The sequence below is a fragment of the Levilactobacillus parabrevis genome (assembly GCF_044051715.1).
Lineage (GTDB): Bacteria > Bacillota > Bacilli > Lactobacillales > Lactobacillaceae > Levilactobacillus > Levilactobacillus parabrevis.
This window is the reverse complement of sequence record NZ_CP168688.1, coordinates 1,037,155-1,051,187: the sequence shown is the minus strand read 5'-3', so window position 1 is coordinate 1,051,187 and position 14,033 is coordinate 1,037,155. Positions and strand designations below refer to the sequence as shown.

The window sequence follows — 14,033 nt, the reverse complement described above, 5'->3', positions numbered from 1 at the left end:
GATTACCCGCTTTTCACCGTGAATTATCAGAAATCCACCAGAAAGGCCGCTCATGGGTCTATCAGCCGGCGTCAGCGCATTCGGTGCCCCGCCGCAACAATCATTGCGCTAACAATCTCATGCCTGTAACTGGCTTCCCTGTAGCCAATCAGCTAGACTACTAAACGACAGCAAGTCCTGTTGCACCATTTGAAGGGTTACAGAAGACTTTACCCGAAGATGCAACCAATCACAATTCTTTTCGTATCTAGTGAAACAATAGTCTGCACATCCGACTAATTCGCTATGTATACATCAAAGCAGCGGCTAAAACGCGCCGCAAGGGCTAGAGGTCACCGTTTTGTCACCCTCATAATTTAAAGCAGGTTAGCCAGATTGGTTAAATTGACTTCTGCCTGTAAGAAAAATTTAATGGTAAGCCCCCAACATTTGAGGTAAGATGGTATCGTTGTGTGAAAGGAATGTCTGTGATGAAAAAGCTTAGTCTGGTCGTTCCTTGCTATAACGAGGAGGAGTCTATTCCATTATTTTACCGAACCGTTAGCAAGGTGATCGATTCCATGAATACCCCTACTCCAACGGTAACGCCGGAGTATATTTTTGTGGATGATGGTTCCAGCGACCACACCTTAGAAGAAATGAAGCAACTACACCAAGATCATCCGGAGACCGTCCACTTTCGGTCGTTCTCTCGGAATTTTGGGAAGGAATCGGCGCTCGCCGCGGGATTACAAGCTACTACCGGGGATATGGTAGCCGTGATGGACGTTGACCTTCAAGATCCACCAGAGCTCTTGCCAGAAATGGTCGATCTGATTGAGAACAGAGACTACGACTGTGTTGGCACCATTCAACAGGAACGTCGCGGTCAGAGCCGTCTTCGGGCATTTCTCTCCCGGAGTTTCTACAGTGTCATCAATTGGATTTCAGACGTACGAATTGAACCCAATGCTCGTGACTACCGGTTAATGACCCGGCAGTTCGTGGACACGGTTCTCTCGCTACCCGAGTTCAATCGTTTTTCAAAGGGAATCTTCAGTTGGGTTGGCTTTAAAACAACCTACCTGACGTACGAAAGTCAGCCCCGCGCGGCCGGCACGACGCATTGGAGTCTGCGGCAACTATTTGCCTATTCCATTGAGGGAATCATTGATTTCTCCAACGCGCCATTACGGCTGGCAACGTGGGTCGGCAGTTTATCGTTTCTTGCCTCGATCGTTGCCCTAATCTTCGTGATTGTTCGGGCCTTGACCGTTGGCGGTTCCGTTGCTGGCTGGCCTTCCCTGGTCGTCATCTTCTTGGCAATCGGTGGAATTCAGCTGTTCTGTCTTGGTATTTTGGGACAGTACATCAGTAAGATCTACCTAGAAACCAAGCATCGACCCAAGTACATTATCCGTGAAGAAAAGTAAATTGCTTAAGGGAATCAGTTCACGAACTGGTTCCCTTTTTCTATTCATTCACTGCGGACTGAAAGGCAGACCGTTTTTTACAAGCAGCACTTACCTTTCGATAATCGAAGGCTTATATCTTTCAATCTACATACTGTCTATCTCCGACTTACCATTTTGAAAAGGCTCATTGCGAAATACGTTCCCAAAAGTTTTGCCAACTTAAAAAGCCATATCACCCGCATTTCCGGTGATATGGCTTTTTTCAAATCTAGTTAATAATCGCGTTCATCAGCATAACCATGCCCAAACCAACGATGGAAATAACGGTTTCCAACGTGGTCCAAACCTGGAACGTCTGCTTAACACTTAAATCAAAGTATTCTGAGAACATCCAGAATCCAGCATCGTTCACATGCGAAGCGGCCAATGAACCGGCCCCAATGGCCAATGCAACCATTACGGGATCGGCACTCATCGTGGTCATCAGTGGTAAGACTAGTCCGGCGGCAGTCATCCCGGCAACCGTTGCAGAGCCCAAAGAGATCCGTAAGATAACCGTGATCAACCAAGCCAACAGGATTGGGGACAGGCTAGAGTGCATCATCAATTGTTGCACGGCCTTCCCGACCCCACCATCGATCAGAACTTCCTTAAAGGCAGAGCCCCCAGCGATAACCATCAGTAACATGGCAATCGACTTGATGGCATCTTCCAGGGTCGCACTGATTTCCTTCATCGTTCGTTGACGGTGGAAACCCATGGACCAAATGGCAAACAGCAAAGCCAGTACCATGGCAATGACGGGGTTCCCCAACATCGCCACAATGGCATCGAGACCGTGTGGATTCTTAGGTGCTGCCCCACCATCGACCGACAGTTGATAAATCGTTGCCGCAGCCATGAAAATAACTGGGAACAGAGACGTTACAACGGACAGACCAAATCCAGGCGTTTCCTTCAAATCAAATTCCTTAACTTCCCCGAAGGCAGGCAAAGAACGCTTGATGACGAACAGGTCTGGATTGAACCGCCGAATCACACGTGTCCAGATAGGACCGGCAACGATCACACAAGGAATCGCCACGATGATCCCAATCAGCAACATCTCACCAATGTTGGCGCCCAAGACCGTTGCAACGGCCGTAGGTGATGGTTGTGGTGGCAAGAAACCTTGCGTGGCGGACAGTGCCGCAGCCATGGAAATCCCCAGATAGAGGAATGGTACTTCAGCTTCCAGCGCAACCGCGAAGACGATTGGCGTAACCAGAACTAACCCAACTTCGAAAAGTAAGGAAATCCCGATCAGGAAGGAAGCGACCACGATGGCCACTTGTAGGCGCTTTTTCCCAAATACGTTAATCAAGGTCCGGGCAATCCGGTAAGAACCCCCGGCATCGGCAACCAATCGGCCAATCATGGCCCCGAAACCAAACACGATAATCAGTTCGCCCATGGAGCTACCGATTCCGTCCTTGATGGAGTTGGCGATATTAGCTGGGTTCATGCCCAACCCTAATGCCACTAAGATTGACGTGACAATCAGTGAAACGAAGGTATTCAATTTTACTTTAATAATTAAAAAGAGTAACAGTAAAATACCCAATAATAAAACGACGAACTGCATGTTTTTCTCTCTTTTCCTATGCTCGATTCAGATTCTCCCACCCCGTCGGAGTTGGGTGAATCGTTTTGCATAAAACCCATTGTATGAAAAAAAGTTTCCCAATGCAAGGGCTTACTTGTATATAATTTTCACATGTAGTTCATCAAAGCCTAATCTGACGCTATCGAACAATCATCACAGAAACTGGAGAATATTTTGCCATGTAGGCTGCTTGGCTTCCGAAATACTTCCGAACCCCCGTCTGAGACAACGACCCGATGACCAATAAATCTGGTTGCACCTCAGGAATAATCGTCTTCACAATGGTTTCACCGGGGTCGCCTTCCCCAATAATAATGGTGACCTTATTGATGCCGAAACGTTCAGCTAATTTTTGATATTGTTGTAAATGCTTCTGTAAATCCGCGCGTTGCCCGTGCACATAGTTCTTACTCAGGGCCTGGTAAATGTTCATGTTATCTGATTCCAGCACAGAACAGATCACCAACTCGCAATCGTCAAACTTGGCCCGATTCATAGCATAGCGGAAGGCCAGCTGTGCATCAGGTGAATCGTCTACCCCAACTAAAATTCGACTAAATTTCTTAGGATTCATTGATTCTGAATTTTCCATCGAAAATCCTCCTCTTGTTTGAATACCCTTATTATAAAGGAAAACGGTACCAAACGCGAAATTTCCGAGAAATTTTCCGTTCAATACCGTTTTAATTTTTAGTGACTGGTGGATCGTTACGGCCCATCACGTCTTTGAGCGCCCGTAGTCCCCAGAAAATTAAAGTCCAAATAACCCAATACGCAACCAAGATCCCGAAAAACAATCCCCAGACCCGCCAATCATGATACCGCCATAACCAGACGACCGTCAGACTTTGGTGCTGGAAAAGGCCAATCAAATCCTTAAGGACCCCGAAGAACAGTGAAAGGGCTAGCCAACTACCGGCGTCACCCATAGCTTTACGAAACATCTGTTTCCTCCCCAGGAATCATAATCATTAATCTTTTTTGTTACCCTTGCCTTGAAACATTCCCCAGCTCTTCATCCAGCCAATCAGGAACATGATGATGTAGAATGCCGCGGCCACCGTGGAAAACACGGCGAAGATTTTCTGAATGATCCCAACGCCACCGGAAGCTTGGGCACCACTGAAGAACCAGAAGTACCAAGACAGAGCTGACCAAAAGATAGCCCGTAGTAATAACTTAAAACCAACACCCATGTTAAATGACCCGCTCTCTTAATAATTTTTTCTTCTATATGTATAGGAACAACCTAATTCATAAGATTTTATATTAAGTTATCGTTAGTGACAACAAAACTTATCTTATATTCTGGCACGAATAATTTTAAATGTAAAGCGCTTTTATTATTCGTAAAAATGGCCGGTCCGCTTCCGACATACCGTTACGTTATCTAAATTATGGTCAGTGATTAAGCACTCACAAGCGGTATTAAAGGGCATAATCATAAAATAATAATGATAAATGGCAATAAGTTTGATATGATTAACCTAAAAGGGGGTCATTATTTTGTCTTACAAGAAGCTATTGTTCGTCATCATCTCCTCACTGGCTTTGCTCCTATTAATTCCCACCAATGCGAATGCTAAAACCTGGCATTATTCTGTGACACCATCTAATTCCTTCTCCCACAAAACGTATGCCCGCGCGTATATGTACGACAACTACGAGTACATGGAACTTTACAAGACTAAGAAGCACGCCCAAAAACAGGACACCGATACTGGTCGTATTATCAGCAACCAGAAAAAGTTCTATGCGCGCAAGACTTCCAGTAAACAAGTCTACGAGGTCATCTATCAGCATAAATACTACTACATGAACACTAACGATACCCGTCTTTACCGCTACAATACTTGGCGTAGCGGTCACAAGCTGATTTCGACAGTCAAACCCAATCAGCCTAGCAAGGTCATGTTAAAGGCCAAGATCCACGTCTACCGTAGTCAATACTGGCTGTACGACTATAGCGGACAGGACTTACCGCTTTACAACTGGTATCGACTTGCGGATACCGGCAAATGGGTGGTTGACTACTCGAAATAATTCGGCTACATAGACTGGGCTGGCCATTCGCGGTTAAAAAAGAAGCTAGGACAACGTTTGATGACGTTGTCCTAGCTCTTTTTTGGGTAACTTTGTTTGGTGTCGTTGATTCCCTGTTGCCGAAACGTGCGATTTCAGGCAGTTAGCTCCGCTTAACCCCAATAAGCCAAGAATCCAAGCCCGGGATTCCCGTCTTATTGACGTACTCCGACTGTCTGTTGCTGAAACGTGCATCACCAGGCAGCCGGTTGTGCTTAACCCCGCTAAGTAAATAATTCAAGCCCAGAATTTTTCACTTAGCGACGTTAATGCTCGCCAGCTAACCGCCTGGCGCTGCACTCTTTTTAAAATGTCCCCACCCGGACTCGAACCGGGATCATTCGCTTAGGAGGCGAGTGCCCTATCCAGTTGTGCTATAGGGACAATATCAATAATCCGCTTTTAAGTTTACCACGGATTATTTGATTTCAAAAGGTTAATTACTGTTGGGCATCGCGGTCGCGCCACTTCTTACGCATACCCTTGTTCTTAGTGTGACGGTTCTTGTGCTTCTTTTTCTTAGACGGATTAGGCTCCTGCTTAGCACGTGACGTGTTAGGCTTGCCTGCTGGCCTTTCACCAGCGACCACTGGTTTACCCGCAGCCTTAGGCACCTTGACCGTTGCATCTACACTTGGCGTTGCCGTTGCCGCTGGCTTGGGTGTCACAGCGACTGGCTTTTCAGTCGTCAACGTCCGACCACTGAAGTATAACGGGACTAAGTCGTAGTCGGTCTCCTTTAAGAGTTTCTTGAGATCCCGCAAATCATGGTCATCCCCAAGACTGATGACCTGTCCCGGTTCTCCCATCCGACCCGTTCGGCCAACCCGGTGAACGTACTCGTTCACAGAAGTTGGTAAGTCATAGTTGATAACAGCCGGCAACTTAGGAATATCGAGGCCTCGGGCCGCCACATCGGTCGTCAACAACAAGCGTGTCCGGCCCAGTCGGAAGTCCTGCAGGGCCTTCTCACGTTGAACCTGACGAAGATCACTGGTCAGGCTCGCTGCCGACATGTGTTCGTGATAGAACCGCGTTGCCGTTTGCCGCAAGGTGTTGGCCTGTTTGAAGAAGACCAGTGCCCGGAAGTTTGGCATCGCCAGCATGCGTTTCAGCATCTGATCACGCTTACCCATGCCGACCTGCAAAAGGCCATGCCGGACGGTCCCCTGGGTGTTATCTTCTTGACGGACATCAATCCGGGTCACGGACTGACCAAACCACTGGTCGAGTTCGTGAAGGATCGGCGTATCCGTTGCGGAGAAGAAACCCAGTTGAACATCGGCTGGCATGTCCTGTGCAATTGACCGCACCGTGTCCAAGGTATCCCCCGTCAACAGGTCATCGGCCTCATCGACGATCAGTAAAGAAACCAGGTGTAGCTTTAATTTCCGATCGCTGACCAGGTTCAAGACCCGTCCCGGCGTTCCGACGATGACTTCCGGCCGTTTCTTCAGGCGTTCCGTTTGGCGTTTGACATTGGCGCCCCCGGTCAGGGCAACCACCTTCAAATCTAACAGTTTTGCCCAGTCACGCATGACCCGGCTGGTCTGAATCGCCAGTTCCTGGGAGGGTTCCAACACGATCAGTTGCGTGCCGTCACCGGGTAACAGATTGGCTAAGGCCGGTAGCGTAAAGGCCACGGTCTTTCCTGAACCCGTTGGCGCGAGGCCCAAGACGTTCTGGTCTCCCGCTAGCGGCTCATAAACTGCCGTCTGAATTGCGGTCGGTTCAGTATAGCCCAAGTCTTTAAAATGAGCCTCGAATTGTTTTAACATTTATTTTCCTCTTTCTTAGTGTTGATCGGCTGGGAACTTCAAGTTAGCGGAGACCCGCAGATCGAATAATACTTGGTTGACCGTTAAACTCCACTGCAACCAGCGTTGGTAATCGGCCACGTTTTGTTTGTCATCCGGCGCTTCCAAAACCCGAGCAAAGTCTTCGGCTTCTGGCAACATTGGGTTGGCCAATTCAGCGGAACTCAGGTCGGTGGCCTGGCCACTGGCATCGCGTTCTTCGACGTGGGTCAATTCCCCAGCACTATCGATGGTGATAGTTTCCTTCAAGCCATAAATTTCGGATAAGGCGTAGGAGTTACTGGTCTTCCCGAAGTTCACGGTCACATCGAAGTCACCGTAGCGTAGCATTGCCAAGCCCTTACCATCGGCTCCGGTTGCAATGATCGTTGGGAAGAAGGCCACGTTTTCTGGCTGACCAAATAAAGCAATGGCCAAGTAAATTGGGTAGACCCCTAAGTCTTGGAGCGCCCCACCAGAGAATTCCTTGGTGAAGACGTTTGGTTGTTCACCATCCAAAACCTTGTCATAACGGGAGGAGTACTTCATGTACGTTAATGCTGCCCCCTGAACGGTTGGCAGCGACATGAGTGCCTTGCTGATGGCCTTAAAGTTTGGCGTGTGAACGTGCCGCGCTGCTTCAAAGTACTTCACGGCTGGGTGTTGCTTGAGTTCGGCCATGATTGCGGCCATTTCCCGCCGGTTACTGAAGGCTGGCTTTTCAACGATGATGGAAATGTCGCGGTCAATCGCAGCCATCGCTTGCTTGAAGTGCAAGCTATTTGGTGAGGCAATGTAGACCACGTCCAAGTTGGCCTGGTCTAACATCGTTTCGTAATCAGTATAGCTCTTCTCGGCCTGGTTCTTCTGAGCGAAGGCATCCGCCGTCTCTTGGTGCCGGGAGTAAACCCCAGCTAGCGTGTAACGTTTCGATAAGGCTACCGCCTCGACCAATTGTTGCGTAATCCAGTTCGTCCCTACAGTTCCAATGCGAATCATTGCAATCCCTCCATCGATTTTCTATCGTTAACTTTATTCTAACAGTCGCATCGCGTTAGGCATAGCAATAGAATTAATTTTCTTTGAAATCTGGGAGAAAAAGCACCTGTTTTCTGTCCAGAAATGTTATATTGAGAGTAACTAATAATTCAAGGGAGGGATTACCGGTGAAAGGTCGGGAGCTCGCATTATTTGGCGTTTCACTAGTGGCTGGTTTAACAGGCGGATTCTCATTACGCAGAAAGAAAAAGCCCCAGCCCAGTGAGTCGCCGTTGTTTTATGTCGGTACGTGGCAGTTCGTTGACCCCCATAACCAGCGGCGCCACCGGTTAGAAATTAGTCCTAATCTTGACGTGCAGATCGATAACCATCAGCTACAGGTATCCGTAAAAAGCCTCAACGATCAACAGCTTACTTTTCAAGATAAGTTTGGCTATCACTTAACGATTCACGCCAACGAACGTCAACCAATTTCCTTTTTCGATGAAGCAGACGATTGTACTTACGCCATGAAGCCACTGGCATCGACGGATCAGTCCTCGTAGACTGGCGCACATGCCGGGTTTTTAAATACTTAACGAAGCCGTAGCCCTGGATTGGGGACTACGGTTTTTGTTTGAATTGTGCAAAATTATCGTCTATGGCTGCGTTAACTTTTACCTTTTGGTGTAAACAAAAACAGCAGCCAAGTTGACTACTGCTCTAATGCATATCTTAATTTAGTCCCTGCAGCCACCCACAAGTGATGCTGATATTAGCCGCAGGCGGTCAGGGATGGAACCAGCCGTGACAGCGGTGTAGTCTGGCGTCCTTCGCTAGACTACAGCGCGGGACGAGCTTTGAGACGTGAGATTTTCACGGCTCAAAGTCGAGGCGAAAGACCGCTTCATCAGGCTTTCGCCGGTCCCCACAGCAGGTGGAATCCCTGACAGCCGGAGGCGAACAATACCAGTATCACTTGGTGAAGGCGTGCCAGTCGCGGCGAGTACCGTTAAACACCGACTTAGCCACCGGCAGATTCTGCCCATTCTGCGTCACCTGCCCGTTGGCATCATACTCGATCAGTTTAACCTGCTGTGAATGCCCGGATAGCTTGCCACCGGCGGTCCAGTAGTCCTGATTGGGGAGTACTGGCTTCACGAATTGGGTCAACACGGACTTGCTAGCAAAGACGACCACGCCTTGGTGGTAGTGGTTACTGAGTAACCGTACCAGCGTCTTAAGCTTCTGCCCCTGGGTCGCCATTTCTGTGTTATTACTATTATATTTACCATAATAACTAACCGCTACCATAATAGGTAAGGTTCCTGAATTTCTCTTAACTGTACTTTTAAAGTGATTGAACTGTCGTCGTGCCGAAGTGGTGAAGCTAAAGGTATGGGCCACCCCCACCTGAATATCGGCTCCCTGGGAGCGCGAATAGTTATCGCTAAAGTCATCATCGGTATATGTCGCCCCCGAGGTGGCTTGCAGGTAGACAAACGTCTCGCTCTTCGCCAACTGCTGAAAGTCTAAGTAACCGCTGTCCTGGTTAACCGTGACCCCACGAACGGGATAGCTAGCCACCTGAGCGCGCTGATGAGCGTCCCAACGGTACCAACCCCAGCCACTACCAACAACGAGCAGCACCAAGATCAGCACAACGAACCAACGGCGATACCGGTGGCGGCGCCGAAACGTGTTGTCATATATGGGTTGATAGTCGCGTCGTTTCACCGTCGATCACCATTCTCCTTCGTCAGGTATTCTACCGCCATGTTGGCGGTATGCCGTCCATTATACCATGACTGTTAGGAATCGTAACGAGTCTGCTCGATAACGTCTCTGACCCGGGTCAAGACGGGTTTAGTACGTGAAGAACTGCGCAAGACCGTCATCATAAAAAGACTGTCGAGAATCGTCATTTGCGAAATCAACGAGTACATCCCCTCTGAACGATACTTGACCTCATCCGTTAGAGATAGGAATGTGACCGCTGCCGCCTGAGCCAGCTCGGAACCACTGTAGCTGGTAATCACAATGATGGCGACACCGTTACGTTTGAGCTCCCGAACGATCTCCAAGGTCTCATGATTTCGACCTGAGTGGGAAATCACAATCGCACAGTCCTGCGCCGTCATCCGGGCCGCCTGCATCAATTGAATATCGTAGTCTGGATGATAAGTCACATTCAGTGGCGTCCGCAAGAACTTATGATAGCCATCGAGAGCAGCAACGGCAGAGCCGCCCAAGCCAAAGAAAGCCACCGTCTTGGCGTTAATAATTTTGATGACGGCGCGGGCCAGATCATCTTCATTCAGCGCTTCGTTTGTTGCTCGTAAAGAATTTATGGAAAAGCGAAAGGTCTTGTTCGCAATCGTCGCGAGTGAATCCCCCTCGGCTAATTCTGGAAAACTATTCTGTTGCGGCGTCATTTCGGCGGCAGTGTGGGCCAGAGCCATCGTAAATTCCCGATAGTTCGAGTAGTCCATCCGCTTAACGAAACGGGAAATAGTCGCGGTTGAGACCCCCGTGGCACTGGCTAATTCCTTAATCGTCATTTCACTGACCACGGCTGGGTTATCCAACGCCAGCTGGGCCACCTTTTTTTCCGTCCGAGACAACTGATCATACGTCCCCCGAATCTTTCCAATGGTTGAGCGTGCGATAATCGCCGCCCCCTTCCGATAATTTTTAATATAAATTAGGCAGAATTCCCTTGCTTTCAAACAAGGGATGAATGCCAATATGCCCTTCAATGACTGGCAATATAGCTTTCTACGATTTTTTTGCTCATGTGATACCTCCATAAATATTATTATAAACCGTTTTGCTATGGATAAAGTATACTCATATGCTACCATCAAGCAAGAGGAGATGGTAACTTATGGCGAAGACAATGGCCCAATTACCTTATCATTATGGCGTTAAAGTTAGAGTCTTTCCTTCAACCGAACAAAAGCGGCTGATTAAGCGTAATAGTGACGCCAGTCGGTTTATTTATAATCAGATGAACGGCATGAACAATGACCTGTTCTGGTTAAAGCAAGTGAAGATTCCAATTACACTTGTCTTGGATCGCATCGCTGATTTGACTGAACGTCTAAAGAAGCCATCAACTGCTATCTCCAATATTCATGGTTGGCTCAATCATCCAGACTTTGATAGCTTGATGAAAGCTAATGCTATCAAGAATTACAAGACTGCTTGGAAACTATTCCACCAGGTCCATCGGGCGGGGACTCCTAAATTTCATAAACGCGGCTATACTCAGACCTACCAGACATCTTGTCTCTATAGCGCCAAGGTAACAGCGCCATCGATGAACAATGGGAGCGTCAGGCTAACTGATACGCACCATCTATGGCTGCCAAAGCTGGGACGACTCCATTTTAAGGGCTTCCCATCACACCTTTTATTACGTGCCAATGATGTTAGGGTTGGTACGACAACGATCTCAATGGATACTATGGGTCATTATTTTGTGTCCCTGCAGCTTGGATCGGAGCACCCCTTCGTTTCTAAGCAACCAGTTATTGAGTCTAAAGTTGGTGTCGATTTGAATCTTGATAATTTTCTAACGGACTCCAATGGACAGGTGATTGCTAATCCGCGTTACTATCGAATGATTAAGGGAAAGCTGGCTAAAGCCCAACGAAAACTGTCACGGCGGGCCAGACGAGCTAAAAAGAGCCAACGACACTTATCAGAATCAAAGAATTATCAAAAGCAACGGTCATTAGTGGCTAAGCTACAACTTAAAGTTGCTAACCAACGTAAGAACTTCCTGCATTACGTCTCTACGGCCTTGATCAAAAACCACGATTTAGTCGTAGCTGAAGAACTGCGGAGTAAAAATATGTTGCGGAACCACGCTTTGGCAATGAGCATTTCGGACGTTGGCTGGCGAACACTATTGGCTATGCTGTCCTACAAAGCCGATTTGTACGGACGGAAATTTTTGACTGTCAATCCCCGAAACACAACGCAAACTTGTAGTGATTGTGGTCACGTCTTGACTGGTAAGAACAAGTTGACATTAGCTGAACGCAAGTGGACGTGTCCTAATTGTGGGGTACTCCATGTACGTGATCATAATGCGGCACAGAACATTTTAGCAAAGGGTTTAGCAACCCTGTAAGAAATGAGTCCGCCTGGCAACCTGCGGACCTAAAAGGCTTTGGTAATTAGCGGATAAGTCCTATTCATAGGCTAGCGCTGTATCTAAGCAAATTGTGGTCACCATGCCATGGGGTGTGGTTCTCACAAGCGTCCGTTTTTAAACGGGCGTGGTTGACAAAGATTACCTTTTGTAAACATTTTACAACAATTCGCTTGAAATGTGAAACTTCTTTTCATATAATAGTCGAAGCGGAAATTTTACATCTGCGCACTGAACGCTACCGTTTGACAGGTGTCTTGGCGTTTTATAAGCATTGTCGTTGCGTTCTGACGGGCGATGCGGTATCGTTCAAAGCAGGATGATTTTTTTCATTTAATAATCGCACCACGAAAGGAAGAGCACAATGGACTACATGATTGGGGTCGATATTGGTACGACCAGCGTTAAGACCGTTCTGTACGACACTACGGGTAAGATGCAAGGCTACTCCAACAATCTTTATCCCCTCTACCAAGATGTACCGGACATGGCTGAAGAAGATCCAGAAGAAATCTTCTCCGCCATCATTGACGGTTTGACGACCGTCTTACGGAAGGCAGACCTGAAGAACGGCGACCTACACGGGGTCTCCTTCTCCGCAGCAATGCACAGTCTGATTCTGTTGGACGAAAACCACAAACCACTGACACGGGCCATCACTTGGGCAGATAACCGGGCCGTAAAATACGCTGACGAACTCCGTGAGAACGGTGTGGGTAAGCAACTTTACGAAAAGACTGGAACGCCAATTCACCCAATGACCCCCCTGAGCAAGCTGATCTGGTTGCGCAATGAACAACCAGACCTCTTCAAGCAAGCGCGCTGGTTCGTAGGTATCAAGGAATACGTCATCTACAAGTTATTTGGCGTATTACAAGAGGACTACTCCATCGCCAACGCTACGGGGCTCTTCAACATCTTCAACATGGACTGGGACGACCAAGCCTTGGAAGTCGCTGGGATCACCCGCGACCAACTGCCAAAGCTGGTTGATACCACTGACCAAATCACCGGCATGAAGGCCGACTACGCTGGTGTCATTGGCATGGACGCCAACACGCCATTTGTTATGGGCGCTTCAGATGGTCCATTAGCCAACTTGGGGGTTAACGCCATTGATCCCGGTGTCGTTGCCGTTACCATCGGAACTTCCGGTGCCGTGCGGGTCGTCACTGACAAGCCAAAGATCGATCCTAAGGGCCGAGTCTTCTGTTACTACCTGTCCAAAGATCACTGGGTCGTTGGTGGACCAGTTAACAACGGGGGGATTGTCTTCCGTTGGGTTCGTGACCAACTCTTCGCACCAGAAAAGTTGACCGCAGAACAAATGCACGTGGATTCCTACGACCTCTTAACCGAAATTGCTGAGAAGATTCCAGCCGGTTCCGACGGCTTAATCTTCCATCCCTTCTTGGGTGGCGAACGGGCTCCAATCTGGGACGCTAACGCTCGCGGTTCCTTCTTCGGTCTGACTCGGACTCACTCACGGGCCCACATGGTACGGGCTGCTCTGGAAGGCATCGTCTACAACCTCTACACGGTCATGTTGGCCCTGGAAGAAGTTGTTGGCAAACCATCTAGCATCCAAGCAACGGGTGGCTTTGCCCGCTCTGCTCTCTGGCGCCAAATGTTGGCAGACATCTTTGAACAAGACGTCACGATTCCTGAGAGTCCCGAGGGAACTGCCCTGGGTGCCGCAACCTTAGGGATGTACGCATTGGGCATGATCGACGACCTCTCCGTTGTGAAGAACTTCATCGGCGTGGCTAACGTTCATCATCCCAACCCAGACACTTACAGTGCCTACCGCGCTCTAGTGCCAATCTACATTCGCCTGAGTCGGCAATTACAATCGGAATACAAGAACATTGCCGAATACCAACGGACACATGTTAATGTTTCCAAAGAGAAATAAGTAAGTCCCTTAAGTTTTCAGAAAGTAAGCTAACTTACAAACAAATTTATGAAACGTTATG

At 48.3% G+C, this 14,033-nt stretch carries 13 protein-coding genes and 1 tRNA gene; 5 read left to right on the top strand and 9 right to left on the bottom strand.

Translation table 11 applies throughout. The features are described 5' to 3' along the window. Nucleotides 1-470: 470 nt before the first annotated feature. Nucleotides 471-1,412 carry a glycosyltransferase family 2 protein gene (locus ACEPSU_RS05030; RefSeq protein ID WP_020090355.1) on the top strand — a complete coding sequence of 314 codons (942 nt, stop codon included), beginning with the start codon at nucleotides 471-473 and terminating at the stop codon, nucleotides 1,410-1,412. Nucleotides 1,413-1,662: 250 nt separating this feature from the next. Here ACEPSU_RS05030 and ACEPSU_RS05025 read toward each other — a convergent pair whose 3' ends face one another. The 4 genes from ACEPSU_RS05025 to ACEPSU_RS05010 all read right to left on the bottom strand — a co-directional run bounded on the left by ACEPSU_RS05025 (nucleotide 1,663) and on the right by ACEPSU_RS05010 (nucleotide 4,235). Next, entirely contained in the window at nucleotides 1,663-3,018 is a 1,356-nt protein-coding gene (locus tag ACEPSU_RS05025) for a gluconate:H+ symporter (RefSeq protein ID WP_020090357.1), read from the bottom strand. Nucleotides 3,019-3,178: 160 nt separating this feature from the next. Continuing rightward, nucleotides 3,179-3,631, bottom strand: coding sequence for a universal stress protein (locus ACEPSU_RS05020; RefSeq protein ID WP_020090358.1), 453 nt, complete (start codon nucleotides 3,629-3,631; stop codon nucleotides 3,179-3,181). A 91-nt stretch (nucleotides 3,632-3,722) separates the two neighbouring features. After that, nucleotides 3,723-3,983, bottom strand: coding sequence for a hypothetical protein (locus ACEPSU_RS05015; RefSeq protein WP_020090359.1), 261 nt, complete (start codon nucleotides 3,981-3,983; stop codon nucleotides 3,723-3,725). Nucleotides 3,984-4,010: 27 nt separating this feature from the next. Further along, the gene (locus tag ACEPSU_RS05010) at nucleotides 4,011-4,235 is read right to left on the bottom strand and encodes a hypothetical protein (protein WP_020090360.1); all 225 of its coding nucleotides are present in this window, start codon (nucleotides 4,233-4,235) and stop codon (nucleotides 4,011-4,013) included. Between the two features lie 310 nt (nucleotides 4,236-4,545). Between ACEPSU_RS05010 and ACEPSU_RS05005 the strand changes: the two genes are divergently transcribed. Further along, a complete protein-coding gene (locus tag ACEPSU_RS05005; RefSeq protein ID WP_395322989.1) occupies nucleotides 4,546-5,082 on the top strand; it encodes a hypothetical protein in 537 nt (178 codons plus the stop codon). Between the two features lie 350 nt (nucleotides 5,083-5,432). On the opposite strand, the gene ACEPSU_RS05000 is transcribed toward ACEPSU_RS05005, so the two are convergent. The 3 genes from ACEPSU_RS05000 to ACEPSU_RS04990 all read right to left on the bottom strand — a co-directional run bounded on the left by ACEPSU_RS05000 (nucleotide 5,433) and on the right by ACEPSU_RS04990 (nucleotide 7,916). Continuing rightward, nucleotides 5,433-5,505, bottom strand: a tRNA-Arg gene (locus ACEPSU_RS05000). Nucleotides 5,506-5,561: 56 nt separating this feature from the next. After that, on the bottom strand, nucleotides 5,562-6,899 hold the full coding sequence (locus ACEPSU_RS04995) for a DEAD/DEAH box helicase (RefSeq protein ID WP_395322988.1): 1,338 nt from the start codon (nucleotides 6,897-6,899) through the stop codon (nucleotides 5,562-5,564). Between the two features lie 15 nt (nucleotides 6,900-6,914). Continuing rightward, complete coding sequence (locus ACEPSU_RS04990) at nucleotides 6,915-7,916, bottom strand: Gfo/Idh/MocA family protein (RefSeq protein ID WP_395322987.1); 1,002 nt, start codon at nucleotides 7,914-7,916, stop codon at nucleotides 6,915-6,917. Nucleotides 7,917-8,083: 167 nt separating this feature from the next. Between ACEPSU_RS04990 and ACEPSU_RS04985 the strand changes: the two genes are divergently transcribed. Then, entirely contained in the window at nucleotides 8,084-8,461 is a 378-nt protein-coding gene (locus ACEPSU_RS04985; protein ID WP_020090364.1) for a DUF4828 domain-containing protein, read from the top strand. A gap of 409 nt (nucleotides 8,462-8,870) precedes the next feature. On the opposite strand, the gene ACEPSU_RS04980 is transcribed toward ACEPSU_RS04985, so the two are convergent. Both ACEPSU_RS04980 and ACEPSU_RS04975 read right to left on the bottom strand, forming a co-directional pair. Then, on the bottom strand, nucleotides 8,871-9,632 hold the full coding sequence (locus ACEPSU_RS04980; protein WP_395322986.1) for a GH25 family lysozyme: 762 nt from the start codon (nucleotides 9,630-9,632) through the stop codon (nucleotides 8,871-8,873). A 74-nt stretch (nucleotides 9,633-9,706) separates the two neighbouring features. After that, nucleotides 9,707-10,624 carry a MurR/RpiR family transcriptional regulator gene (locus tag ACEPSU_RS04975; protein ID WP_395322985.1) on the bottom strand — a complete coding sequence of 306 codons (918 nt, stop codon included), beginning with the start codon at nucleotides 10,622-10,624 and terminating at the stop codon, nucleotides 9,707-9,709. A gap of 158 nt (nucleotides 10,625-10,782) precedes the next feature. On the opposite strand from ACEPSU_RS04975, the gene ACEPSU_RS04970 reads away from it, so the two are divergent. Continuing rightward, complete coding sequence (locus ACEPSU_RS04970; protein ID WP_395322984.1) at nucleotides 10,783-12,036, top strand: RNA-guided endonuclease InsQ/TnpB family protein; 1,254 nt, start codon at nucleotides 10,783-10,785, stop codon at nucleotides 12,034-12,036. A gap of 385 nt (nucleotides 12,037-12,421) precedes the next feature. Then, complete coding sequence (gntK, locus tag ACEPSU_RS04965; RefSeq protein WP_020090367.1) at nucleotides 12,422-13,972, top strand: gluconokinase; 1,551 nt, start codon at nucleotides 12,422-12,424, stop codon at nucleotides 13,970-13,972. Nucleotides 13,973-14,033: the final 61 nt, after the last annotated feature.

Coding starts and splice junctions, on each gene's coding strand:
- ACEPSU_RS05030 (WP_020090355.1), top strand. CDS start 471: ATGAAAAAGCTTAGTCTGGTCGTTCCTTGCTATAACGAGGAGGAGTCT.
- ACEPSU_RS05025 (WP_020090357.1), bottom strand. CDS start 3,018: ATGCAGTTCGTCGTTTTATTATTGGGTATTTTACTGTTACTCTTTTTA.
- ACEPSU_RS05020 (WP_020090358.1), bottom strand. CDS start 3,631: ATGGAAAATTCAGAATCAATGAATCCTAAGAAATTTAGTCGAATTTTA.
- ACEPSU_RS05015 (WP_020090359.1), bottom strand. CDS start 3,983: ATGTTTCGTAAAGCTATGGGTGACGCCGGTAGTTGGCTAGCCCTTTCA.
- ACEPSU_RS05010 (WP_020090360.1), bottom strand. CDS start 4,235: ATGGGTGTTGGTTTTAAGTTATTACTACGGGCTATCTTTTGGTCAGCT.
- ACEPSU_RS04995 (WP_395322988.1), bottom strand. CDS start 6,899: ATGTTAAAACAATTCGAGGCTCATTTTAAAGACTTGGGCTATACTGAA.
- ACEPSU_RS04990 (WP_395322987.1), bottom strand. CDS start 7,916: ATGATTCGCATTGGAACTGTAGGGACGAACTGGATTACGCAACAATTG.
- ACEPSU_RS04970 (WP_395322984.1), top strand. CDS start 10,783: ATGGCGAAGACAATGGCCCAATTACCTTATCATTATGGCGTTAAAGTT.
- gntK (WP_020090367.1), top strand. CDS start 12,422: ATGGACTACATGATTGGGGTCGATATTGGTACGACCAGCGTTAAGACC.